Consider the following 24,445-nt stretch of genomic DNA (forward strand, 5'->3'; position numbering starts at 1 on the left):
TCCGTCCATACACTGCTAAACATTCAAGTTGAGAGCGGAGATACTGGCGGCACCGTAGCTTGCGCCTTCGGCGACCATTTTGCATGCAGCTTGGCAAGCATCAGATAGATGATCGGCGTGGTATAGAGTGTCAGTACCTGCGACACGACGAGGCCGCCGACGATAGTGATCCCGAGCGGGCGGCGCAGCTCCGCGCCGGGGCCTGTTGCGATGATCAGCGGGATGGCACCCATAAGTGCGGCGAGCGTCGTCATCAGGATGGGGCGGAAACGCTTGAGGCATGCCTGATAAATGGCTTCTTCCGAAGACAAGCCGAGCGTGCGCTCGCCCTGCAGGGCGAAATCCACCATCATGATGCCGTTCTTCTTGACGATGCCGATTAAGAGAATGATGCCGATGAAGGCGATGATCGTCAGCTCCGTGCCGCTGATGGCGAGCGCCAGTAGCGCGCCGAGGCCGGCCGAGGGCAGTGTCGAGATGATCGTCAGCGGATGCGCCAGGCTTTCATAGAGAATGCCGAGAACGATATAGACCGTCAGCAATGCCGCCAGAAGCAGCAGCGGCTGGCTGCCGGACGACTGGGTAACGCTCGCCGCATCGCCGGCGAAATCCGCATGCAGCGTATCGGGCAGATGCATGTCGAGCACCGCCTTCTGAATGGCGTCGTTCGCCACCTGCAGCGGCGTGTTGAGCGCCAGATTGTAGGAAATCGTCACGGCGGGATATTGACCCTGGTGATTGACGACCAGCGGCGCGAGCGTCCGGTCGATCGACGCCACCGCGCTCAACGGTACCTGCGTGCCGCCGGAGGCGGGCACGTAGAGCTTGGAAATATCGTGGGGATCGAGCGCATAGTCGGGATTCGCCTCCAATACGACTCGATATTGGTTGCGCTGCGTATAGATCGTCGAGATCTGCCGTTGCGCGAAAGCATTGTTGAGCGCGGAATCGATGGATTGGATGTTGACGCCGAGCTGGGAAGCGAGGGTGCGATCGATATTGACGGTCGCCTGCAGACCGTTGGGCTGCCTGTCGGTCGCGACATCGGTCAATCCTGGAAGAGCCTGCAGACGTTCCAAAACCTTGGGCGCCCATTCCACCAGCTCATCGTAATTCGCACCCCAGATCGTGAATTGATACTGCGATTGCGACTGGCGCGCGCCGGCGCGGATATCGCCCGGCGAAAACAGGAATGTGCTGAGGCCCGGAACCGCCATCAACTGCTTGCGGAGCCGGTCTATGACATCGGCGGTCGGCGCACGCTCCGATTCCGGCTTCAGCGAGATGAAAAGCTGGCCCCGATTGACGGAACTTGAAAAGCCTCCCCCGCCGACAGAAGAGCCGACACCCGACACCGCCGGGTCCTTGGCGACGATATCCGCCGCCAGCTCCTGGAGCTTTACCATGGCCGGATAGGAGATATCGGTCGCAGCCTGCGTCCCGCCCTGGATAAAGCCGGTGTCGTCCTGCGGAATGAAGCCCTTTGGGACCTTGACGTAGAGATAGCCCGTCATGACCACGCAGGCGATGATGACGACGACCGAAAGGAGGCGGTGATGCAGCACCGCCCGCAGCGTGCGACCGTAAAAGCCCGTAACGGCGCTAAGCGTGCCTTCGACGATACGGCCAAACGGGCCGGGCCGGGCATCGATATCGTGCTGACGCAGTCGATGGCCGCAGATCATCGGCGTCAGCGTGAGGGATACCAGTGTCGAAACGACGATAGTGAAGCCGAGCGTCAACGAGAAGGTCTGGAAGAACCGGCCGACGATACCGCCCATGAAGAACAGCGGGATGAAGGCGGCAAGCAGCGACAGGCTGATGGAAACGACGGTAAAGCCGATCTGCTTTGCCCCTTCGAGCGCCGCCCGCATCGGCTTCATGCCAGTCTCCAGATTGGCATAAATGTTCTCGATCATGACGATGGCGTCATCGACAACGAAGCCGACGGAAACGGCAAGCGCCATGAGGGAGAGATTGTCGATCGACAGCCCGAAGAGCCACATCGCGGCAAAAGTGCCGGCAAGCGACAGAGGCACCGTCACACCCGCGGCAAAGGTCGGCGTTGCTCGTCGCAGGAAGACGAAGACAACGGCCATGACCAGGCAGATAGTGGCAAGCAGCGTCCATTGCATGTCGGTGACGCTGGCATGAATCGTAGTGGTGCGGTCGGAAAGAATAGAAACATTCACGCCGGCAGGAATGAGCCGCTGCAGCTCCGGGATCAGCTGCTTAACGCCATCGACGGTGGCGATGACGTTCGCATCCGCCTGCTTGGTGATGTTAAGCAGCACGGCCGGCTTGCCGTCGTACCAGGCATCCGAGCGGCTGTTGCGCACACCCGGCTCGACAGTGGCGATATCAGAAAGGCGAACCGCCGTGCCGTCGCCGCTGCGCACCACGATCCGCCCAAACGCTTCCGGCGTCTTCAACTGGCTGTTGACGGCAACGGAGAAAGCGCCGCCCGCACCGTCGATCGAGCCGAAGGGGCCGAGAACATTGGCATTGACGACCGCCGTACGGACCGCATCGAGCGAGAGGCCCATGGCCGAAAGCCGGTCCGGATCCAGCCGGACGCGGATGGCGGGCTGGTCGGCACCGCTCACGGTCACACCGCCGACGCCGTCCACCTGTGAAATGCGCTGCACCACCACGGTATCGGCTGCATCATAGATGGCGCTCGGAGAGACATTGTCCGAGGTCAGTGCCAGGATGAGAACGGGGGCCGCAGCCGGGTTGATCTTGCGGAAGGACGGGAGAGTCGGCAGATCGCCGGGCAGGTCTGTCGCAGCCGCGTTCAATGCCGCCTGCACATCCTGCGCGGCACCATCGACGCTGCGCGACAGGTCGAACTGGATGATGATCGTGCTCGATCCGAGCGAGCTGACGGACGTCATTTGAGTGACGCCGGCAATGGTCCCAAGATGGCGCTCCAACGGAGCGGCCACGCTCGCCGCCATACTGGCCGGATCGGCTCCGGGGCGGCTTGAAGAAACGACAATGGTCGGCAAATCCACCGTCGGCAGGCTTGCAACCGGCAAGAAGCGATAGGCAACGATGCCGAGGATCACCAGCCCGATCGCCAGAAGCGTCGTCCCGACAGGGCGTTTGATAAACGGCTCGGAGATGTTCATCTCTCACCACCTGCCAATTCATTCATCTCGGCGCTCGGCGTGCCGCTGGTGCGGCCGACGACCTTGGCGCGCAGCCGCTCGAAGGCGAGATAGATCACCGGCGTCGTATAGAGCGTCAAAAGCTGCGAAAGCACGAGACCGCCGATAATGGTGATGCCGAGCGGAATGCGCAACTCCGCGCCTGTGCCCTGCGCCAGCGCCAGCGGCAAGGCGCCGAAGAGCGCCGCGAGCGTCGTCATCATGATCGGCCGGAAACGCAGGATGGAGGCTTTCAGAATAGCCTCGCGCGGCTCCAGGCCTTCCTTGCGCTCCGCCTCCAGCGCAAAGTCGATCATCATGATCGCATTCTTCTTGACGATGCCCATCAGGAGCACGATGCCGATGAGGGCGATGATCGACAGATCCTGCCCGAACAGCATCAGGGCGAGCAGCGCGCCGACGCCAGCCGAAGGCAGCGTCGAAAGGATCGTCACGGGATGGACGGCGCTCTCATAGAGCAGGCCGAGCACGATGTAGATCGTCACGATAGCCGCAAGGATCAGCCAGGGCTCGCCCGCAAGCGAGGAGGCAAACTCTTCGGCATCGCCCGAATATTTGCGCTGGATATTGTCGGGCATGCCGATACCCAGCTCCGCCGCCTTTATCTCGGCGACGGCATCGCTGAGCGACGCGCCCTTGGCGAGATCGAAGCTGAGCGTCACGGCCGGAAACTGCTCGTCATGGCTGATGACCAGCGGCGCGGTCGTGAAACTCGCCGTCGTGAAGGCGTTGAGCGGCACCTGGGTATCGCTGGCACCAGCGACATAAAGCTTGTCGAGCGATTTCGGGTCGGATTGATATTGCGGCGCCGCCTCCAGAATGACGCGATACTGGTTGGCCTGCCCATAGATCGTTGCGATCTGCCGCTGGCCGAAAGCATCATTCAAAGTATCGCTGACGGCCTGCATGGACACGCCGAGCCGCGACGCGGTCTCGCGATTGACATCGACGAAGATCCGCCCGCCGCCCATCTCCGCTTCGGATGCGACATCCGTCAGCTTCGGACTTTCCTGCAGCCGCTGGGCAAGCTTCTGCGCCCAGTCGACCACCGTATTCGTGTCCGTGCCCGTGAGGGTATACTGATAGGGCGCACGGCTGGCCCTGGTGCTGATCGAGATGTCGCGCACGCTCTGGAAGGTGACATGGATGCCGGGCAAGCCCGTCACCTCGCCGCGCATCCTGTCGATGATCTGATCGACGGACGCATTACGCTCACTCCGCGGCTTCAGCACGAGACTGAGATTGCCGGTATTCAGCGTCAGATTGCTGGCACTCGCACCGATGACGGCAACGACGCTGGTGACATCCGGATCCTTGCGCAGCCGGTCGACCACATCGGCCTGGATCTGCTTCATGGTCTCGAAGGAGGTCGTCGGCTCGGCCTCGATGACAGCGGTGATGAGACCCGTATCCTGCGCCGGCAGGAAGCCCTTGGGAATGACGACATAAAGCGCGATGGTCGCAGCCAGCGTCACCACCGTCACCAGCAGCATGAGGCGGCTGCGATCCACGGCCCAAACAAGGCTCCGCCGATAGCCTTCAACCATCCAGTCGGTGAAACGGTCGGCACCGGCCAGAAAACCGCCCTGATGCTCTTTTGGCTTGCGCAGAATGCGCGCGCACATCATCGGCGTGAGCGTCAGCGAGACGACGGCCGACACGACGACGGCAATGGTGAGCGTCAGTGCGAATTCGCGGAACATACGGCCGACAATGCCGGTCATGAACAGCAGCGGAATGAAGACGGCGACCAGCGAGACGGTGAGCGAAATGATCGTGAAGCCGATCTCGCCGGCGCCCTTCAGGGCCGCCTGCATCGGGTTTTCGCCTTCCTCGATATGGCGGGCAATATTCTCGATCATCACGATGGCGTCGTCGACGACGAAGCCGGTGCCGATCGTCAGCGCCATCAGCGAGAGATTGTCAAGGCTGAAGCCGGCGAACCACATGACGCCGAAGGTCGCGATCAGCGACAGCGGCAGCGCGACACCGGCAATGAAGGTCGCCGTCATCGTCCTCAGGAACAGCAGGACGACGAGGATGACGAGACCGATGCTGATAACCAGCGTCCATTGCACGTCATGGATCGAGGCGCGGATCGTCTCGGTGCGGTCATTGACGATATCAAGCGAAATACCGGCCGGCATCGCCTGCTTCAGCTTCGGGACCTGCTTCAGGACATTCTCGACCGTCTGGATGACGTTGGCGCCCGGCTGGCGCATGATATCGAGAATGACGGCGGGCTGGCCCTGATACCAGGCGCCGACCCGATTGTTCTCCAGCCCCTCGACGACCGTTGCGACGTCCTTCAACTGCACCGGCGCGCTGTTGCGGTAAGCGACGATGACGGACCTGTAGACATTTGGATCGACGATCTGATCGTTGGCCGCGAGCGTAAAACTCTGCTGCGTGCCGTCGAGCGAGCCCTTCGCGCCGGCAACGCTGGCATTGGTGATGGCGGTGCGGATGTCCTCCAGGGCGAGACCATAGGAAGCGAGACGCGGCAGGTCCACCTGGATGCGGATGGCGGGTTTGACGCCGCCCTGGATGTTGACGTCGCCAACACCGGAGACTTCGCTCAGGCGCTGCGCCATCATGGTATCGGCAAAATCGCTGAGTTCGCGGATCGAATAGCTGTTGGAGCGCAGCGCCAGCGTCACGATCGGCGTATCGGCCGGGTTCACCTTCGAATAGGTCGGCGGATAAGGAAGCGTGCGCGGCAAAGTCGATCCGGCGGCGTTGATCGCCGCCTGCACATCCTGCGCTGCGCCATCGATATCGCGCCCTAGATCGAATTGCAGCGTGATCTGGCTGATGCCGAAGGCGCTCGATGAGGTCATGGAGGCAAGCGAGGGAATCTGGCCGAGCGGCCGCTCCAGAGGTGCCGTCACCAGCGCCGCCATCGTATCGGGATCGGCACCCGGAAGCTGCGTCGTCACCTGGATCGTCGGAAAATCCACCTGTGGCAGCGGCGCGACCGGCAGGAAGAGAAAGCCGAGAATGCCGCCCAAGAGAACCGCCACCCCGAGAAGCGAGGTGGCGATCGGCCTGCTGATGAAGAGCGACGAGACGTTCATTGTTGCTGCGTCGGCGTGGCGGAGGAATTGTTGGAGGCCGAGCCGCTGCCCGTATCCGCACCCTGCGCGCCGCCTGCGCCGGGCTGACCGTCCTGGCCGCGACGGCCACCGTTTCCGCTCTGACCGTTGTGCCGGCGATGCGGGCGCTCGCTCGCATTCACTGTGCCGGCACCGCCATTCTGCGAATCGTTCTCTGCGACCGGCTGCCCGCTATTGTCGGGCGTCGGAGTATCCGGGGACGCCTGAGCCGGATTGGCCGAAATCTGCACCTTCGATCCATTCTGCAGCCGCGCGAAGCCGGTTGTCACCACCTTGTCGCCGGGCGCCACGCCATCGGCGATGACGGCGAGCGTATCGTCCTGCTGGCGCACCTTCACCGGCTTCATCGCGACGGTCTGATCCTGGCCGATGACATAGACGAAGGTGCCGTTCGGCCCGCGCTGCACGGCGCCGCTCGGAATGACGGTGACGCCTTTCAGCGTCTCCACGAGCAGTCGGGCATTGACGAAGGCGCCGGGCCACAGCGCCAGCTTGTCGTTCGGGAAATTCGCCTTCAGCTTAACGGTGCCGGTGGTGGGATCGACCTGATTGTCGACCACACCAAGCGAACCATTGTCGACCACCGTCTCGCCGTCGTTGCCCAAAGCCTGGACGGAAAGCGTTCCGGCTGCGCTTGCCGCGTTGATGCGGGCAAGCTGCTGCTGCGGAATGGAAAACAAGACGGAGATCGGCTTGATCTGCGAGAGCGTAACGATGCCTGTCGTGTCGCCCGAGCTGACGAGATTGCCGATATCGACGTTACGGATGCCGGTGCGCCCATCGAAGGCCGCCCTGATCGTCGTATAGTCGAGCGTCGCCTGCGCGCTTTCGATCGCCGCCACATCCACCTGGACCTGCGCGGTATATTGCGCCACCAACGAGGTCTGCGTGTCGACCTGCTGCTGCGTGCCGGACGCGCTCTTCACCATCATCTGATAGCGGGCGAGATCGCGCTGGGCGCCTGCAAGCAGAGCCTCGTCCTGCGCCTTCTTGGCGATCGCCTGGTCGAGCTGCGCCTTATAGACGGAATCGTCGATGCGGGCGATGATATCGCCCTTCTTGATGTCCTGGCCCTCGACGAAATTGATTTCGACGATTCGTCCGCTGACCTGCGCGCGCACCGTCACGGTATTCAGGGCCTTCACCGAGCCCACACCGTTTATGTAGACGGGGACATCGGCCGTCGTCGCATCCTCGGCGAGCACCGGAACCGGTCCACTGAACTGCGACATGCTGCGCCGTCCGCCACCGCTGCCACCCTGCCTTTGGCCGCCACGGCGTCCGTCCTGGGCCTGCTCCCCCGGTGCTGCGGCATTCTGGTAGCCAAGCAGCTTCTCCGCCGGCCCAAGCCAACGATCGCGGGTCGCATAGGCACCATACCCAACGGCGCCGATCACTGCCAACCAAACGACGACCCGAAACGTCCGAGCCATTCACCCACCTCTTCAAATCCCGGGGTGATCGACGATCTCCCGCTATTCATGGCGCGACCTTAGCTTGCATCGTGCCGCTTAGGAATTTGGTATGGGCATTAAATTTTGTCCATTTTAGCGCCACTTAGCGTAACAAACTGTAACATTGGACGAAAACCAGGGTTGTGGTTGCAAGGGACGGCGACGCTACCCACACCACCCGTTGCAGCTGATCAAAGCACGCCCCAGCCTCGATAGCGCCCGCGCCCGGTCATTTCGCGCAGGCCGAGTTCGGTCACCAGATTGAGCGCGCCCCTTGAGGTAATGCCGACATGGCGCGCAATCATTTTCGCCGAGACGATCGGCCGCGATAGCACGATGTCGATGACCTCAGGCAGGCTGCTGTTGGACCGCCTGTCCTTCAGCCGCACTTCCATCTGCAGCTTGGCAAGCGAAAGCCGATCGAGCTCCTTGAGGCCCGAATCGGCCGAAAGCGCCATGGCCTCCAGAAAGGCAGCCAGCCGCGTGGCGCGGTCCGGCGCTCGCCGGCGGTCGTGACGAACGGCCTTCAGGCCGACATTCAGGCAGAAGAGGTGCGATGTCACCTTGCCCCGGCTGCGCAGATAGGCGCTGGCCAGCAAGCCGCCGAGCCAATGCTGCCGCCGCAGCGGCTCGATCCTTTCCCAGGCATCGAAAAGCACCGCGGCACCCAAGGTAGCCGGCAGCAGATCCGCCTCGCGCATGACGGCGCGCCAGCTGTCCAGCCGCTCATCCTCATCCCAATCCTCGTCTCGGATGAGTGCCAGGGGATCCTGGGCATCGACAATCGGCTGCCTGGGTTCCGGAACGCCGCCATTCAGGACCTTGTCGGATCTTGCAAGAATGGCATCGATCTCAGCAAAATCGACGCCGAAATCATCCTCCCCGTCCTCCGGCTCGTCAGGCTCGGTGGCCCGGGCAGAGGTCGAACGCGGCGTGCTACCCTCGTCGGTCTCGCCGACCTCACCGCGCAGCACCGCAAGGCCGACCGGCTCCAGTCCCCAGGACGGATCGGCGGCCCATAGGCGACGACGGCTGCGCAGCACCGAATGAGCGATGGTCAATTCATGAGTCGGGGTGCGCGTATCCATGCGCGCATCGTGCAGGACGAGATCCTCCACATGCACGAGTTCGCCTCCCACCCAGAGCGCACCGGCAGCGTCGAAAAAGTGCCCACGTTCGCGAAAGCCATTTGCCACCGCATGCCTCAGCACGCGCTCATCCAGCCGGGCCAGCATATCTTCCGCCTTGACGACGGCAGGCAAAAGCGCGGCAAGCGGCAGCGTGGTCAGATCATATCCCATTGGAATCACTTCATTGCATCGATCTTACGGAACTTATCATCGCCATCCGCAGCGAGATAGGAAGGCGGCCTTGTGAACTGTGGATGGCAATCACTATTTTCCGGCTTGACCTTCCAGCGATGGGAAGGTCCATAGACCTGTCCGAAGGCCCTTCGGGCAAAGGAGTATGACATGGCACCGCATGACGAGCACGATCACAGCCATCATGGTCACGATCACCATAACACCCACACGCAGGATGAAGTGATCCGCGATCCCGTCTGCGGCATGACCGTCGACCCCGATGCCGGCAAGCCGTCGCTGCAATATCACGGCCGCACTTTCCACTTTTGCAGCAATGGCTGCCGTACAAAATTCGAGGCCGCACCGGAAAACTACCTCACGGCCAAGGATCCCGTCTGCGGAATGACGGTCGATCGCGCCACTGCCCGCCATTTCACGAAGCACGATGGCGAGAAATTCTATTTCTGCTCGGCCGGCTGCAAGGCGAAGTTCGAAGCGGAGCCATCGGCTTATCTCGACGGCAACAAGCCCACGCCGAAGCCGATGCCGAAGGGCACGCTTTATACCTGCCCGATGCATCCCGAGGTGATCAGCGACCATCCTGGCGACTGCCCGAAATGCGGCATGGCGCTGGAGCCGATGGGTGTCGCGGCCGCCGATGAAGGCCCGAACCCCGAGCTTGTTGATTTCACGCGCCGGCTCTGGATCAGCGCCGCCCTGTCGCTGCCGCTGCTTGCCATCAGCATGGGGCCGATGATCGGCCTTCCCATTCGCGACTGGATCGGCGAGCCGATCGCCACCGGGGTCGAGCTTGTTCTTGCAACGCCGGTCGTGCTTTGGGCGGCTCTTCCCTTCTTCCGCCGCGCCTGGAATTCGCTCGTCAACCGCAGCCCCAATATGTGGACGCTGATCGGTCTCGGCGTCGGCACCGCCTATCTTTACAGCGTAATTGCGACGCTTGCCCCAGGCCTGTTTCCGATGAGCTTCCGAGGGCACGGCGAGAGCGTGCCCGTCTATTTCGAAGCGGCATCCGTGATCGTCGCGCTGGTCTTCGTCGGCCAGGTACTGGAATTGAAAGCCCGCGAACGCACCGGCTCAGCCATTCGCGCCCTTCTCGATCTCGCGCCGAAAACGGCACGACGCATCGGCGCCAACGGTAGCGAAACCGATGTGCCCGTCGACGAGATCCATGCCGGCGATCGGCTGCGGGTGCGCCCCGGCGAGCGCGTCCCTGTGGATGGCTCCGTTATCGAGGGACAATCGACCATCGATGAATCGATGATTACGGGCGAGCCACTGCCGGTCGAAAAGGCCAAAGGCGATGCCTTGACCGGCGGCACGATCAATAGGAACGGCGCGCTCATCATGCAGGCCGAGAAAGTCGGCGCCGAGACCACGCTCTCGCGCATCGTCGAACTCGTTGCCAAGGCGCAGCGCTCGCGCGCGCCGATCCAGACGATGGTCGACCGCGTCTCTGCCGTCTTTGTGCCCGCCGTCGTCGCAGCCGCCATCATCGCCTTTGCCGTCTGGGCCTTTGTCGGGCCGGAGCCGAGGCTGGCGCATGCGCTGCTTGCCGCCGTCGCGGTGCTCATCATCGCCTGCCCCTGCGCGCTGGGCCTGGCAACGCCCATGTCCATCATGATCGCCACCGGCCGCGGCGCACAGGAGGGCGTGCTGGTGCGCGATGCAGAAGCGCTCGAACGCTTCGCCAAGGTGGACACATTGATCGTCGACAAGACGGGCACGCTGACGGAAGGCAAACCGAACCTGACCGATATCGTCACCGCGGCGGGCTCCGACGAGGCACGCCTTCTCTCGCTCGCCGCCAGCCTGGAGCGCGGCTCCGAACACCCGCTCGCCGAAGCCATCGTTGCCGGCGCCGAGGAACGCGGTGCGCGCTTCGTCGAGATCTCCGGCTTCTCTGCGGTGACCGGCAAGGGCGTGGAGGGCCGCGCCGGCGAAACCGCGATCGCGCTCGGCAATGCCGCGATGATGTCCGATCTCGGCGTTTCGACCGCTGCCCTGAAAGCCGAGACGGAGCGCCTGCGCAGCGAGGGCAAGACCGTCATGTTCGTCGCCATCGACAGGAAGCTGGCCGGCCTCGTCGCCGTCGCCGACCGGATCAAGCCGACCACAGCCGCCGCCATCAAGGCACTGCATGAAAGCGGCCTGACGATCGTCATGGCGACCGGCGACAACGGCAAGACCGCCGCTGCCGTCGCCAGCGAGCTCGGCATCGACGAGGTGCGCGCGGACATGCTGCCGGAAGGCAAGAAGGCGCTGATCGACGAGTTGCGGGCCAAGGGCCGCATCGTTGCCATGGCGGGCGACGGCGTCAATGATGCTCCCGCGCTGGCATCGGCCGATGTCGGCATCGCCATGGGCACGGGCGCCGATGTCGCCATGGAAAGCGCCGGGATCACGCTGGTCAAGGGCGATCTCAACGGCATCGTCCGCGCCCGCCATCTCTCGGAAGCGACGATCCGCAACATCAAGCAGAACCTTGCCTTCGCCTTCGGCTACAATGCCCTCGGCGTGCCGCTGGCGGCCGGCGTGCTCTATCCGATCTTCGGCCTGCTGCTGTCGCCGATGATTGCGGCCGCCGCGATGAGCCTGTCGTCAGTCTCGGTGATCGGCAATGCACTGAGGCTGAGATTGGCGAAATAGCGTGATGCCGGGAAACTGGACACAGCAAATGGCCGATGCCAGTATCCATATCCGAGACAAGATAACGGATCTGGCATGAGTAGGGATCGATTTCAGCTGAAGCGCCGGAGCGATGATTTGGTCTATACGTTTCATCGCAAACAGCTGTCCGATGGAAGGATCGGCTACCGGCGTGAGGATGCCGATCTCTGGATCAGGTTTCAAGTTGGCTTCGGTTGGGGCACTTGGGATGATGAAGACGGAGCCTTGCTCGGCAGGCCGTGGAACGTGCCGTTTCCGGAACAAGACGCCGATTATCCACCTGAAGGCGAGTGGGTGAGCAAGAAGGGTTCGAAATCCTACGTCTACGAACTGGTCTATGTTTGACGGTATGGAGAGGGCATGCAACGCGGCCCCTCACCCCAGCCCTCTCCCCGCTAGCGGGGAGAGGGAGTTTTAGTTGATAGCCTACGATCTTTCACGCAAATTCGCCGCCTCGCGCGGTCGTCCCTTCTCCCCGCATGAGCGGGGAGAAGGCTAGGATGAGGGGCCACGCCCATACGTGCGGCATCGGCAGACGCACCTGACTTGCCCGAATTCGCTTACCCAACCCGCTCCACAGCAATCGCCGTTGCCTCGCCACCGCCGATGCAGAGCGCGGCAACACCACGCCGTGCCCCCTGGCGCTCCAGCGCATGCAGCAGCGTCACGATCAGCCGCGCGCCTGTAGCGCCGATGGGATGGCCGAGCGCGCAAGCACCGCCGTTGATATTGAGCCGGTCACGGGCAATGCCGAGCTCCTTTGCGGCCGCCATGGCGACGACGGCGAAGGCCTCGTTGATTTCGAAAAGATCGACATCGCCGATCTTCCAGCCGCTCTTGTCGAGCACCTTGCGGATCGCCGGGATCGGCGCGGTCGTATACCAGGCAGGCTCCTGAGAATGCGTGGCGTGCGCCTTGATTTCGGCAAGAATGGGCAATCCCTCGCGCTCGGCAAGCGAACGGCGCGTCAGGATGAGCGCGGCCGCACCGTCGGCATTGGCCGAGGCGCTGGCAGCCGTAATCGTGCCATCCTTGCGGAAGGCCGGCTTGAGCGTCGGGATCTTTTCAGGCGAAACCTTTTGCGGATGCTCATCCTTGGCGATTGTGACCGGGCCACCCTTGCCACTCACCGAGATCGGCGTGATTTCCGCTTCGAAAGCGCCGGTCTCGAGCGCGTTGCGAGCGCGCGACAACGTTTCGACCGCGTAAGCATCCTGATCGTCGCGGCTGAACTGATAGGCCTCGACCGCCAGCTCGCCGAAATCGCCCATGGAGCGACCCTTCTCATAGGCATCTTCCAGCCCGTCCAGCATCATGTGATCGAAGATGCGGTCATGGCCCATGCGATAGCCGCCGCGCGCCTTGGCGAGCAGATAGGGCGCATTCGACATGGATTCCATGCCGCCGGCGACCGCGATGGAGGCCGAGCCGGCGAGAAGGAGGTCATGTGCCAGCATGGTCGCCTTCATACCCGAACCGCAGACCTTGTTGATGGTGGTGGCGCCGACGGCATCCGGAAGGCCAGCCCCGCGCGCAGCTTGCCGGGCCGGCGCCTGCCCTTGCCCGGCAGGCAGGACGCAGCCGAACAGAACCTCATCCACTCTCTCGGCAGAAAGTCCGGCGCGCTCCAGCGCAGCACGGATGACATGCGCACCGAGCTCGGGTGCCTGCAGGGGCGAAAGATCCCCCTGGAAACGACCGAGCGGCGTGCGCGTGGCGGAAACGATGACAACGGGATCGATAGCGGGCATGACATCTCCTCACGATCAAGCAAACAGCTTGATGTCATTGCTAGCATGTTAGATGATGTTCGTCATCTAAATATCGATGCACACGGAACACAAGCAGGCAACAGATCCGATTGCCCTCAAACCAGACAGGCTCTAAGGATATCCGCAAAGATTCAAAGGATATCTCATGCCGCTTTACATCAAGGACGACGCCATCGACCGATTGGCGCGCCGCTATCAGGCGTTGACCAAGGCCACGACCAAGACGGAAGCCGTTCGGCTTGCCCTGCAGAAGGCGCTGGATGAGGAGCTGACCAAACCAGCCCTTGCCGATGTCGCCGTCGCCTTTTGCCGCAATCTCAAGCAGAAAGCCACCGCCAAGGGCGCCGGCACTCGCGCGACCGGAGAAGCCTGATGTTCATCGACGCTTCGGTGCTGTCAGCAATGATGACAGACGAGGAAGAGGCACACGCCTTTGCCATCCGCATGCAGCCGGCAACGGCACGCATGACCTCGCCGCTTGTCGCAGCGAATGCCGCGATCCTGGTCTCTGATGCTTTGGGATTGTCGCCGACCGAGGCAGGCGAAGCTGTCCGCACGTTTCTGCAGCTCATGAATATTCAGCTGCTCGCTGTGCCGCCTCGTGCCGCAGCTCTCGCGATCGAGGCTTATGAGCGCTATGGCCAAGGCGGCCAGACGGCTCGCCTCAGCCTTGACGATTGCATGACCTATGCCTGCGCTCGCTATTATCGCCAACCGCTATTGTCGAAAAGCGACCGCTTCAAGCAGACGGATATCGAGCTGGCCTAGAGCATGTCGCGTAAAAGTGTGCAGCAGTTTTGCGACGACGACATGCACAAAATCAAAGACCTAAAGCGTGAGAAGCGAATCTGAAAGATCGCGACCCGCTTTAGGTCAGCTCGAGCCATTACGCCATTACGGGCAAAGCGAAGCGGAGCCTGCACTATAGGTGCTCGAACGAGCACCGACGGAGTTAGGGGCAGCGGCGCATTGCAGGCGGGAAATGGAGTCGCCGGCACGAATCGGACCGGTCACCGACGGATCGGTGTTGATCGTGCCGTCCGGAAGGATCGCGTCCTTCGAATGGTCGACGCTGCCGACATCGGCCTGGAACGCCTCGACATTGACGCGCTTGGGGTGATGCTTGTGCACCTGCTCGGCCATGGCGGCACTGGATACGCCGACGACGAGAGCGGAGATAGCGAGGGTTCTGAGCAGCATGGGACTGCCTCCTGTGGGAGTTGACGCGAGTTTCATATGGGAACCGGCAGGCCATTTTACAGCGGCTTGCCTGTCAATATCATTAAGAATTTGAAGGTTTTGATCAGGTCTTCACTTTGTGGCGGGATACCTCTGCGCCGGCATCGTGCGGCAGGCTGATAAAACGCAATGCGGAGATGCCACCGATAAGGCCAATGATGAGGAAAGCCCAGCGAAAATCGATAAGCGAGAGCGTTTCCCCACCATGAATCGTGCGCGAGAGATTGAGAACGACGGCAGCGACGGCGACGCCCAGCAGCAGCGAAACCTGCTGCAGCATGCTCGACAATGTGGAAGCGGAGCTGCGCTGCGCGGCATGGATATCGACAAACCCCAGCGTATTCAGCGCCGTGAAGTTCATCGACCGCGACAGGCCGGCGATGAATAGCAGGCAATATATCAACGGATCTGGTGTCGAGGGAGACAGAAACGCGCATCCGGCAATGCTGGCCGACGAGATCAGCCCGTTGACGACGAGCACGTTGCGGAAGCCGAAGATCCTTAACATCTGCGTAGTGATCGCCTTCATGCCGAGATTGCCTGCGAAATAGAACAGCAGATAGGTGCCCGCGTCGATCGCCGTACGGCCGAAGCCGACCTGGAAGAGCAGCGGGATCAGGAAAGGCGTCGCGTTGATCGCCACACGGCTCGCCGTACCGGCGGAAAGCGTCGACATGGCGAAGGTCTGGATCTTGAAGGCGGAGAGATCGAGCAAGGGCGCATCGGCTGTCATGAAATGCCGGGTGGCGATGACGGAGAAAACCGCACCTGCAGCGATCAACCCAATGCTGAGCGCCAGCCCCGTCGTGCCCTGCACCACGAATTCGAGGCCGGCAAGCAGGAAGGTCAGCCCCGCCGCCGATTGCAGAAAGCCGATAAAATCGAGCCGCGCGACCTTTTCCTCCCGCGGATCCGGCACGAAGCGCAGAACGAGGCCGAGCCCGATGATGCCGATCGGGATATTGATCAGGAAGTTCCAATGCCAGCTGAGATAGGTGGTGATGAAGCTGCCGAGCACCGGACCGATGACCGGAGCGGTCAGCGCCGGCCAGGTGATCATCGACATCGCATGCACCAGATCGGATTTGCGAGCATTCTTCAGCACGATGATGCGTCCCACCGGCGTCATCAGCGCGCTGCCGATGCCCTGAACGGCACGGGCAATGATGAACTCGGTCAAATTGCCCGAGAGGCCGCAAAACAGCGACGCCACGGTGAAGATGGCAATGGATGCCAAGAACACCCGCCGGGCGCCATAGCGATCGCCAGCCCAGCCGGCGAGCGGCACGAAAGCCGCCATGGTGAGCAGATAGACCGTGATGCCGATGCTCATCGAGACCGGCTCGACGCCGAAACTTACCGCCATCTGCGGCAACGAGGTGGTGATGATCGTCCCGTCCAGAAACTGCATGAAAAAGGAAACGGCGACGACAAAGGCGATGATGCGGGACTGCCGACCGAAACTTGCTTTGGAGGGCTCTTCTATAGTCCGGGCAACGGTCATGAGACGAATTTCACTGAATGGCGTTCAAGGGAGCCGGTACTTCGGCGGCAATGATATGATCATTGAATACGCCCATGATGGTGGCTTGCAAAGCCACAAACCCGGCTGGCGCCACGAAAAATTGACACGGTGACATAAGAACTGCGGTTCGAGATAGCCAATCCAAGGCTCCTCACCCGCAGCGCTCCGGAAGCGTCAATCGTCCGAGTAGCGCTGCTCCCGCCATGGATCGCCGTACATGTGATAGCCGTTCTTCTCCCAGAAGCCGGCCCTGTCGGCGCCGATGAACTCGATACGGTTCAGCCACTTGGCGCTCTTCCAGAAATAGAGATGCGGCACGACGAGACGCATCGGGCCGCCATGTTCGCCGGTCAGAGGCTGACCTTCCCAGGCGGTCGCCAGGATCGCATCCTCGGCCGCGAAATCCGCAAGCGGCAGGTTGGTGGTATAGCCGTCATAGCTCGTCAGCAACACGTGATGCGCCTCTTCCGTGGGCATCGCGAGATCGAGGAGATCGCGCGTCGAAACGCCTTCCCAGCGATTGTCGTAGCGCGACCAGGTCGTCACGCAATGGATATCGCTGATGCGGGTGCTTTGCTCGATCGTCTGGAAAGCCGCCCAATCCAAGCTGAGCCGCTTTTCCACGAAGCCGATCACATCGAGCCGCCAGCTGGATAGCGAAATCTGCGGCTGTACGCCGAGATCCAGCACCGGCCAGTTCTTGACGAGATGCTGCCCCGGCGGCAGCCGCTCTGCCTCGGGCCGGCTGACATGCCCCGTCAGAAACTTGCCCTCCGCCGCCCAGCGGCGCTTGGAAGTCGTGAGCTTGCTATCGGCGGGGATCTGGTTGTCGCTCATGCCGGCTATCCTCTCTCTGCTGAGTAGAAATAGGATAATCGGTACGGGTTCATGTCAAGCCGAAGAACATCTCATAGCCGGCTATATTGCCTTAATGGTAATCCAGAACAGCTGCGCCTTGCCCGAAATGGACCGCTCTGCGACGTCACCCTCCGAGAAAAGCAGGCAATCGCCTGCGTTAAGCGCCGTCCCATCGATTTCAGCATCGCCGCGATGGCAAAGGACAAGGGTCGTCCCAGCCTCGAAGGCGACTTTGCTATTCCCATCGACCAAAACGCGCCTCACCGAATGCGTGAAATGCCCCCGCCGCGTCATCACATTGAGATCCGTAATCGTCCCGTCGATCAAGGTCGCCGAAGTCGACGCGTCGGCAGCAAAGGGCAGCGGCTCGCTCGCCTGCGTCAAGCGCTCGGGCGCACGCCCCTCGATGAAGAGGGTCATGCCTTCGCCATCAAGGATAGATAGCGTACGATCTATACCCGGAAAAACCGAAAACGGCCCGTCCGTCGCAACGGTTGCCATGCTGACGCGCCAGTCGAAGTCAGCAAGCCCGGTGCCCTCTGGCGAAACGGCGATCTCCACCGTTTCTCCGCCGCCGTTTTTCCACGGCATGCGACGGTGACTATCGCTGCGGAGAAGCGTGATTTTCGGCATTGCCATCTGTTTTTGTCCCCTCATTGCAATTCGTTTTAGAGTAAACTAAGTTTAGTGGACTAAGTCCATTCGGAGCCTGCTATGGAAACCGTCAACATTCATGAGGCGAAAACGCACTTGTCGCGGCTGATCGAAAAAGCCGCCAAGGGCGAAGCTTTCATCATCGCCAAGGCGGGCAAGCCGATGGTGAAGGTTGTGCCTCTTGAAGAAAAGGAGGCACCGAAGAAGCGCCGCATCGGTTTCATGGATGGCGAGATCATGGTTCCCGAAGATTTCGACACGATGATGGCCGATGAAATCGAAGAGATGTTTCATGGTAATCTCAATGATTTCAAAAGCATCAAAGGTCGATGAGATTTCTCCTGGACACGCATATTCTGCTCTGGGCGACGGCTGCTTCTCAGCGACTGCCGGAAAAAGCCCGCGACTTGATTGAAGACCTAGACAATAGAATTGCATTTTCGACCGCCAGTATATGGGAGGTGGCGATCAAGGCAGGGTTGGCGCGCCCCGACTTTGCGATTGATGCCCGCAGGCTCTACGAAAATCTGCTCGAAAACGGATATGAAGAATTACCCGTTTTCGGACAGCACGCGGCCGCGATCGCGGATCTGCCCGATATTCACAAAGACCCCTTTGATCGAATTCTTGTCGCCCAAGCCTTCGTTGAAGGTATTTCCCTGATCACCGCCGACAAGACCGTCGCAAGCTACGGCGGTCTTGTGCGGCTGGTGTAGGCCCTAGTTCCCCAGGATGGCCGGCAGGCGCAGGCCCTGCTGCTTAGCCCAGTCGAGTGCGATGTCGTAGCCGGCATCAGCGTGGCGCATGACGCCGGTTGCCGGGTCGTTCCAGAGAACCCGCTCCAGGCGCTTGGCCGCATCATCCGTGCCATCGGCGCAGATGACCATGCCGGAGTGCTGGCTGAAGCCCATGCCGACGCCGCCGCCATGGTGCAATGATACCCAGGTGGCACCCGATGCGGTGTTGAGCAGAGCGTTGAGCAGCGGCCAGTCGGAAACGGCATCCGAACCGTCCTTCATGGCTTCCGTCTCGCGGTTCGGCGAGGCGACCGAACCGGAATCGAGGTGGTCGCGGCCGATGACGACGGGAGCCTTCAGCTCGCCGTTCCTGACCATTTCGTTGAAGGCGAGGCCGAGGCGGTGGCGATCGCCGAGGCCAACCCAGCAAATGCGTGCCGGCAGGCCCTGGAAGGCGATGCGCTCACGCGCCATGTCCAGCCAGTTGTGCAGGTGCTTGTTGTCGGGCAGCAACTCCTTCACCTTGGCGTCGGTCTTGTAGATATCCTCCGGATCGCCCGAAAGAGCGGCCCAGCGGAACGGACCGATGCCGCGGCAGAAGAGCGGACGGATATAGGCCGGCACGAAGCCCGGGAAAGCGAAGGCGTTTTCAAAACCCTCTTCCTTGGCGACCTGACGGATGTTGTTGCCGTAATCGAGCGTCGGCACGCCGGCATCCCAGAAGGCGACCATGGCTTCGACATGCACCTTCATCGAGGCGCGGGCGGCGGCTTCGACGGCCTTCGGATCGCTCTCGCGTTTGGCCCGGTGTTCGGCCACCGTCCAGCCAATCGGCAGATAGCCGTTCAGTGGATCGTGGGCAGAGGTCTGGTCGGTGACGATATCCGGGCGCGGACCACCGGCCTTCATACGCTTCACGAGTTCCGGGAAGATTTCGGCGGCATTGCCGAGCAGACCGACAGACTTGGCTTCGCCGGCCTTCGTCCACTTGTCGATCAGGGCAAGTGCTTCATCCAGCGTCTTTGCCTTCTCGTCGACATAGCGGGTGCGCAGGCGGAAATCGATGCGGGTTTCGTCGGATTCGACGGCGAGGCAGCAGGCGCCGGCCATGACAGCCGCCAGCGGCTGCGCGCCGCCCATGCCACCGAGGCCGCCGGTCAGTATCCACTTGCCCTTCAGGTTGCCGTTATAGTGCTGGCGGCCGGCTTCGACGAAGGTCTCATAGGTGCCCTGCACGATGCCCTGTGTGCCGATGTAGATCCACGAGCCGGCCGTCATCTGGCCATACATGGCAAGGCCCTTCTTATCCAGCTCGTTGAAGTGATCCCAGGTCGCCCAATGCGGCACGAGGTTGGAGTTGGCGATCAGCACGCGCGGCGCGTCCTTGTGGGTGCGGAACACGGCGACCGGCTTACCGGACTGCACGAGCAGCGTCTCGTCTTCGTTGAGCGTCTTCAGCGTCGCAGCGATACGGTCGAAATCGTCCCAGGTGCGGGCGGCGCGGCCGATGCCGCCATAGACGACCAGCTCGTTCGGGTTCTCCGCAACGTCCGGGTCGAGGTTGTTCATCAGCATGCGCAGCGGCGCCTCGGTCAGCCAGCTCTTGGCGTTGAGCTCCGGACCACGAGGCGCGCGGATTTCGCGGATATTATGGCGTGGGTTGGTCATGTCACATCTCCAAGGAGGGCAGGATGTCGGTTGAAATCGAGGCATTAAGGGCGCCGGAGCCGACGAGGTCCGCGGCGGCCTTCAAGTCATTTGCCATGTAGCGGTCCTCTTCGAGCGACGGCACCGCGGCGCGGATCGAAGCAATGGCAAGGGTCAGTTCCGGGCTGGTCGCCAGCGGCGCGCGCAGCTCGACGCCTTGGGCAGCGGTCAGCGCTTCGATGCCGATAATGGCAAAGAGGTTTTCGGTCATCTGCAGCAGGCGACGGGCACCATGGCAGGCCATGGAGACGTGGTCTTCCTGGTTCGCCGAGGTCGGTGTGGAATCGACCGAGGCCGGATGCGACATCTGCTTGTTTTCAGACATCAGCGCGGCGGACGTCACTTCGGCGATCATCAGGCCGGAGTTCAAGCCCGGCTTCTTGGCAAGGAACGCCGGCAGGCCGTAGCTGAGCGCGGGATCGACGAGCAGCGCGATGCGGCGCTGTGCGATCGCGCCGATTTCGCAGACGGCGATGGCGATCTGGTCGGCGGCGAAGGCGACGGGCTCGGCATGAAAATTGCCGCCGGAAACGACGGAATTGTCCGAAAGCACGAGCGGATTGTCTGTCACGGCATTGGCTTCGATTTCGAGCGTGCGGCCGACGGAACGCAGAAGATCAAGGCAGGCGCCATCGACCTGCGGCTGGCAGCGGATGCAATAGGGGTCCTGCACACGCTCGTCGCCTTCGATATGGCTTTCGCGGATCACTGAGCCGGCCAGCAGGCCGCGAAGGGCGGCGGCGGTATCGATCTGGCCCTTATGACCGCGCAGCGTATGGATATCCGGATGGAACGGGGCGGAAGAGCCCATGGCCGCATCCGTCGACATCGCTCCGGTGATGAGAGCGGCCTGTGCGGCACGATGGGCGCGGAAGAGACCGGCAAGCGCCAGCGCGGTCGACACCTGCGTGCCGTTGATCAGCGCCAGCCCTTCTTTGGCAGCAAGCACGACCGGCTTCAGACCTGCCTTTTCGAGCGCTGCCGCGCCAGAGAGCTGCTCACCGGCATGGAAGGCCTCGCCATGACCCATCATGACAGCGGTCATATGCGCGAGCGGCGCCAGATCACCGGAAGCGCCAACCGAGCCCTTTTCGGGGATGACGGGCACGACGCCCTTTTCAAGCATGCCTTCGATCAGCCGTACCAGCTCCAGCCGCACGCCGGATGCGCCGCGGCCGAGCGAAATAAGCTTCAGCGACATGATGAGGCGAACGACGTTCTCAGGGAGCGGTTGGCCGACGCCGCAGCAATGCGAGAGGATGAGATTACGCTGCAGCGTCGCGACATCGGCACTGTCGATCTTGATCGACGCCAGTTTGCCGAAGCCGGTATTGATACCGTAGACCGGCGCGTTGCCGGCAGCGATCTCCGCGATGCGGGCCGCGGCCTTGGCAATGCCGGCATCAAAGGACGCATCGAGCTTCGCCGGCTCACCGCTCCAATAGATCGTCGCGAGCTGTTGCAGCGAGACGGAACCCGGATGGAGAACGACAGTCATCGGTTGAACCTCTTTCCCTTGAAAACATGTGCATGGAGGGGATTGAAGCCGATGCGGTAGACAAGCTCCGCCAGACTTTCGACATCCCAGATGGCAAAATCGGCCGACTTGCCGGCCTCGAGCGTGCCGGTTTCTGACAGCAGACCAAGGGCGCGGGCGCCTTCGCGCGTCGCGCCGGCAATGCATTCCTCGACCGTCAGGCGGAAAAGGGTGGCAGCCATGTTCATGGTCAAAAGCAGCGAGGTCAGCGGCGAAGTACCGGGATTGGAATCCGTGGCAATCGCGATCGAAACGCCCGTATCACGCAGGTCCTGAACCGGCGGCTTCTGCTTCTCGTTGATGGCATAGAAGGCACCTGGCAGCAGCACGGCAACCGTGCCAGCCGCAGCCATCGCCTTGACGCCATCCTCATCGAGATATTCGACGTGATCGGCTGATAAAGCACCATAGGAGGCGGCAAGCTTGGCACCGCCGAGATTGGAAAGCTGCTCCGCATGCAGCTTCACCGGAATGCCGAGCGCCTTGGCGAGATCGAAGACGCGGGCGATTTCCGCCGTCGAAAAGGCTATGCCTTCGCAGAAGCCATCAACAGCATCGACAAGACCTTCGGCATGCGCCTGTTTCAAGCCGGGCAGCACGACATCAGTAATATAATCGCCGTTGCGGCCCTTGTACTCCACCGGCGTCGCGTGCGCGCCGAGATAGGAGGTGACGACGCGAACTGGGCGAACTTCGCCGAGCTTGCGTGCGGCCCGCAGCATCTTCAATTCGGATTCAATGTTGAGGCCGTAGCCCGACTTCACCTCGATCGTCGTTACGCCTTCGGACAGCAGCGTGTCGAGGCGCGGCAAGGCAGCAGCAATAAGCTCATCCACTGATAGCGCCCGCGTCGCGTTGACGGAGGAAACGATGCCGCCGCCGGCACGGGCGATTTCTTCGTAGCTCGCGCCTTCCAGCCGCATCTCGAATTCGCGGGCGCGATTGCCGCCATAGACGATATGCGTGTGGCAATCGACGAGGCCGGGGGTCACCCAGCGCCCTTCGAGATCGATGATTTCAGCGCCTGATGTATCAGGCAGATCGGCTTCACCGCCGACAAAGACGATACGGCCGCCCTTGGTCAGGATCGCGCCCTTCTCGATCGTGCCGAGCCGAGCCTCGCCCTCTTTCAAGGTCGCAAGGCGAGCATTGCGCCAGACGCGGGTTGCGCCGTCACTTGCCTTACCATCTTCGGAAAATTTGTTCCCACCCATCAGCTTTACGCCTTTCCTCGTTGGCTCATAATGTATATACATAATCGAAAGGCTGACAAGAGGGATTTTGGACTCTGCGTCCGAAAGGAAAGGGTGAGACCATGACGAGACTTCATGCACGCACGGCTTTGCTTGCCGACGGATGGCACGAGAATGTGCGATTGACCCTCGAAGACGGCCGCATCGCCGAGATCGCGACCGATGTCGCTCCCGAAGACGGTGATGACAGGCAGGATGTTCTGGTTCCGGCGATGCCGAACCTGCACAGCCACGCCTTCCAGCGCGCCATGGCCGGCCTTGCCGAAGTCCGCGGCCCGGCCAACGACAGCTTCTGGAGCTGGCGCACCGTCATGTACAAGTTCGCCCTGTCGATGACCCCGGATCATGTCGAGGCCGTCGCCGCGCAGCTCTATATGGAAATGCTGGAAGCCGGCTTCTCCCGCGTCGGCGAATTCCACTATCTGCACCATGACAAGGACGGCAGGCATTATGCCAATATCGCCGAACTGGCCGAGCGCATCGGCGCCGCCAGCACTGAGACCGGCATCGCGCTGACTCTTCTACCCGTCTTCTATGCCCATTCCGGCTTCGGCGGCGCCGCTCCCATCGAGGGCCAGCGCCGCTTCATTAATTCGATCGAGAGCTTCGAGGCGCTGATGGCCGGCTGCCGTACGGTCACCAGCCGCCTCCCCGGCGCCGAACTCGGAATCGCGCCGCACAGCCTGCGCGCCGTGACACCGGAAGAGCTGGCCAAACTCGTGCCGATCGCCGGCGACGGACCGATCCATATCCACGTCGCCGAGCAGGTGAAAGAAGTGGAGGACTGCATCGCCTGGTCGGGTGCCCGCCCGGTGCAATGGCTGCTCGACAACGCTCCTGTGAACGAGCGCTGGTGCCTGATCCACGCCACGCACATGACTGAGGATGAAACTCGGCGCATGGCTAGGAGCGGCGCAGTCGCCGGCCTTTGCCCGATCACCGAGGCCAATCTCGGCGATGGCGTCTTTGCAGCACCGCTCTTCCTCGAAGAAGGCGGCCGCTACGGCGTCGGCTCGGATTCCAATATTCTGATCTCCATGCCTGAGGAGTTGCGGCAGCTCGAATATTCGCAGCGCCTGGCGCTGCGTGCCCGCAACGTCATCGCCACGACCGGCGGTTCGACCGCCCGCATGCTGTTCGACGGCGCGCTGGCGGGTGGCGGTGCGGCTCTGAAGGCGCCGGCCGGTCTTGCCGTCGGCAACCATGCCGACATCGTTTCGCTCGATGTGAGTGCAGTGCCTTATCTCTCCGGCGACCGTATTCTCGATCACTGGACTTTTGCCGACGGCGTCAAGGTCGTTGGCGTCTGGGCGCTGGGCCGCAAGCAGGTCGAAGGCGGCCGCCATCGCAAGAGAGAGGAAATTTCGGCGCGATTCCGCCAGGCTATGGCCGAGCTGATCGCTTAAAAGCCGCTTTTCCTCCCCTAAA

Annotated in this window: 19 protein-coding genes; 7 read left to right on the plus strand and 12 right to left on the minus strand. The window is 62.0% G+C overall.

The window, feature by feature from the left end:
• Positions 1-23 precede the first annotated feature (23 nt).
• From AC13RE_RS15605 to AC13RE_RS15620, 4 genes are all read right to left on the minus strand, one after another.
• Positions 24-3,134, minus strand: a complete 3,111-nt coding sequence (locus tag AC13RE_RS15605) for an efflux RND transporter permease subunit (RefSeq protein WP_488563594.1) — start codon at positions 3,132-3,134, stop codon at positions 24-26.
• Positions 3,131-6,250, minus strand: coding sequence for an efflux RND transporter permease subunit (locus AC13RE_RS15610; RefSeq protein WP_488563595.1), 3,120 nt, complete (start codon positions 6,248-6,250; stop codon positions 3,131-3,133). Before AC13RE_RS15610 ends, AC13RE_RS15605 begins: the two co-directional genes overlap by 4 nt.
• Complete coding sequence (locus tag AC13RE_RS15615) at positions 6,247-7,722, minus strand: efflux RND transporter periplasmic adaptor subunit (protein WP_488563596.1); 1,476 nt, start codon at positions 7,720-7,722, stop codon at positions 6,247-6,249. The genes AC13RE_RS15610 and AC13RE_RS15615 overlap by 4 nt, the downstream gene beginning before the upstream one ends.
• Positions 7,723-7,934: 212 nt before the next feature.
• Positions 7,935-9,044: an RHE_PE00001 family protein gene (locus tag AC13RE_RS15620; RefSeq protein ID WP_488563597.1), complete on the minus strand. Its 1,110-nt coding sequence runs from the start codon at positions 9,042-9,044 to the stop codon at positions 7,935-7,937.
• Positions 9,045-9,215: 171 nt separating this feature from the next.
• Between AC13RE_RS15620 and AC13RE_RS15625 the strand changes: the two genes are divergently transcribed.
• Both AC13RE_RS15625 and AC13RE_RS15630 read left to right on the plus strand, forming a co-directional pair.
• On the plus strand, positions 9,216-11,714 hold the full coding sequence (locus AC13RE_RS15625; RefSeq protein ID WP_488563598.1) for a heavy metal translocating P-type ATPase: 2,499 nt from the start codon (positions 9,216-9,218) through the stop codon (positions 11,712-11,714).
• A 75-nt stretch (positions 11,715-11,789) separates the two neighbouring features.
• Positions 11,790-12,080: a hypothetical protein gene (locus tag AC13RE_RS15630; RefSeq protein ID WP_488563599.1), complete on the plus strand. Its 291-nt coding sequence runs from the start codon at positions 11,790-11,792 to the stop codon at positions 12,078-12,080.
• 215 nt (positions 12,081-12,295) lie between these two features.
• On the opposite strand, the gene AC13RE_RS15635 is transcribed toward AC13RE_RS15630, so the two are convergent.
• A complete protein-coding gene (locus AC13RE_RS15635) occupies positions 12,296-13,486 on the minus strand; it encodes an acetyl-CoA C-acyltransferase (protein WP_488563600.1) in 1,191 nt (396 codons plus the stop codon).
• A gap of 166 nt (positions 13,487-13,652) precedes the next feature.
• Here AC13RE_RS15635 and AC13RE_RS15640 point away from each other — a divergent pair, with 166 nt between their 5' ends.
• Positions 13,653-13,880 (plus strand): type II toxin-antitoxin system VapB family antitoxin, encoded by a 228-nt coding sequence (locus tag AC13RE_RS15640; RefSeq protein ID WP_488563601.1) that lies wholly within the window; start codon positions 13,653-13,655, stop codon positions 13,878-13,880.
• Positions 13,880-14,275, plus strand: a complete 396-nt coding sequence (locus tag AC13RE_RS15645; RefSeq protein WP_488563602.1) for a type II toxin-antitoxin system VapC family toxin — start codon at positions 13,880-13,882, stop codon at positions 14,273-14,275. The genes AC13RE_RS15640 and AC13RE_RS15645 overlap by 1 nt, the downstream gene beginning before the upstream one ends.
• 126 nt (positions 14,276-14,401) lie before the next feature.
• On the opposite strand, the gene AC13RE_RS15650 is transcribed toward AC13RE_RS15645, so the two are convergent.
• The 4 genes from AC13RE_RS15650 to AC13RE_RS15665 all read right to left on the minus strand — a co-directional run bounded on the left by AC13RE_RS15650 (position 14,402) and on the right by AC13RE_RS15665 (position 17,768).
• On the minus strand, positions 14,402-14,707 hold the full coding sequence (locus tag AC13RE_RS15650) for a hypothetical protein (RefSeq protein ID WP_015341559.1): 306 nt from the start codon (positions 14,705-14,707) through the stop codon (positions 14,402-14,404).
• Positions 14,708-14,810: 103 nt separating this feature from the next.
• Complete coding sequence (locus tag AC13RE_RS15655) at positions 14,811-16,250, minus strand: MFS transporter (protein ID WP_488563603.1); 1,440 nt, start codon at positions 16,248-16,250, stop codon at positions 14,811-14,813.
• Positions 16,251-16,445: 195 nt separating this feature from the next.
• Positions 16,446-17,108 carry a sulfite oxidase-like oxidoreductase gene (locus AC13RE_RS15660; RefSeq protein ID WP_488563604.1) on the minus strand — a complete coding sequence of 221 codons (663 nt, stop codon included), beginning with the start codon at positions 17,106-17,108 and terminating at the stop codon, positions 16,446-16,448.
• An 81-nt stretch (positions 17,109-17,189) separates the two neighbouring features.
• Positions 17,190-17,768, minus strand: a complete 579-nt coding sequence (locus AC13RE_RS15665; protein ID WP_488563605.1) for a HutD/Ves family protein — start codon at positions 17,766-17,768, stop codon at positions 17,190-17,192.
• A gap of 75 nt (positions 17,769-17,843) precedes the next feature.
• Here AC13RE_RS15665 and AC13RE_RS15670 point away from each other — a divergent pair, with 75 nt between their 5' ends.
• Together AC13RE_RS15670 and AC13RE_RS15675 are read left to right on the plus strand one after the other, a co-directional pair.
• The gene (locus AC13RE_RS15670; protein ID WP_488484513.1) at positions 17,844-18,116 is read left to right on the plus strand and encodes a type II toxin-antitoxin system Phd/YefM family antitoxin; all 273 of its coding nucleotides are present in this window, start codon (positions 17,844-17,846) and stop codon (positions 18,114-18,116) included.
• Entirely contained in the window at positions 18,113-18,499 is a 387-nt protein-coding gene (locus tag AC13RE_RS15675) for a type II toxin-antitoxin system VapC family toxin (RefSeq protein WP_488484512.1), read from the plus strand. The genes AC13RE_RS15670 and AC13RE_RS15675 overlap by 4 nt, the downstream gene beginning before the upstream one ends.
• A gap of 3 nt (positions 18,500-18,502) precedes the next feature.
• Here AC13RE_RS15675 and hutU read toward each other — a convergent pair whose 3' ends face one another.
• From hutU to hutI, 3 genes are read right to left on the minus strand one after another with little or no spacing between them, the layout of a single operon-like run.
• Complete coding sequence (gene hutU / locus AC13RE_RS15680; RefSeq protein ID WP_481412063.1) at positions 18,503-20,188, minus strand: urocanate hydratase; 1,686 nt, start codon at positions 20,186-20,188, stop codon at positions 18,503-18,505.
• Position 20,189: 1 nt separating this feature from the next.
• Positions 20,190-21,725, minus strand: coding sequence for a histidine ammonia-lyase (hutH, locus tag AC13RE_RS15685; protein WP_488563606.1), 1,536 nt, complete (start codon positions 21,723-21,725; stop codon positions 20,190-20,192).
• The gene (gene hutI, locus AC13RE_RS15690; RefSeq protein WP_488563607.1) at positions 21,722-22,978 is read right to left on the minus strand and encodes an imidazolonepropionase; all 1,257 of its coding nucleotides are present in this window, start codon (positions 22,976-22,978) and stop codon (positions 21,722-21,724) included. Before hutI ends, hutH begins: the two co-directional genes overlap by 4 nt.
• Before the next feature lie 101 nt (positions 22,979-23,079).
• Between hutI and AC13RE_RS15695 the strand changes: the two genes are divergently transcribed.
• Positions 23,080-24,423, plus strand: a complete 1,344-nt coding sequence (locus tag AC13RE_RS15695; RefSeq protein WP_488563608.1) for a formimidoylglutamate deiminase — start codon at positions 23,080-23,082, stop codon at positions 24,421-24,423.
• Positions 24,424-24,445: the final 22 nt, after the last annotated feature.

It is taken from the genome of Martinezella sp. CNPSo 3959 (genome assembly GCF_057784355.1).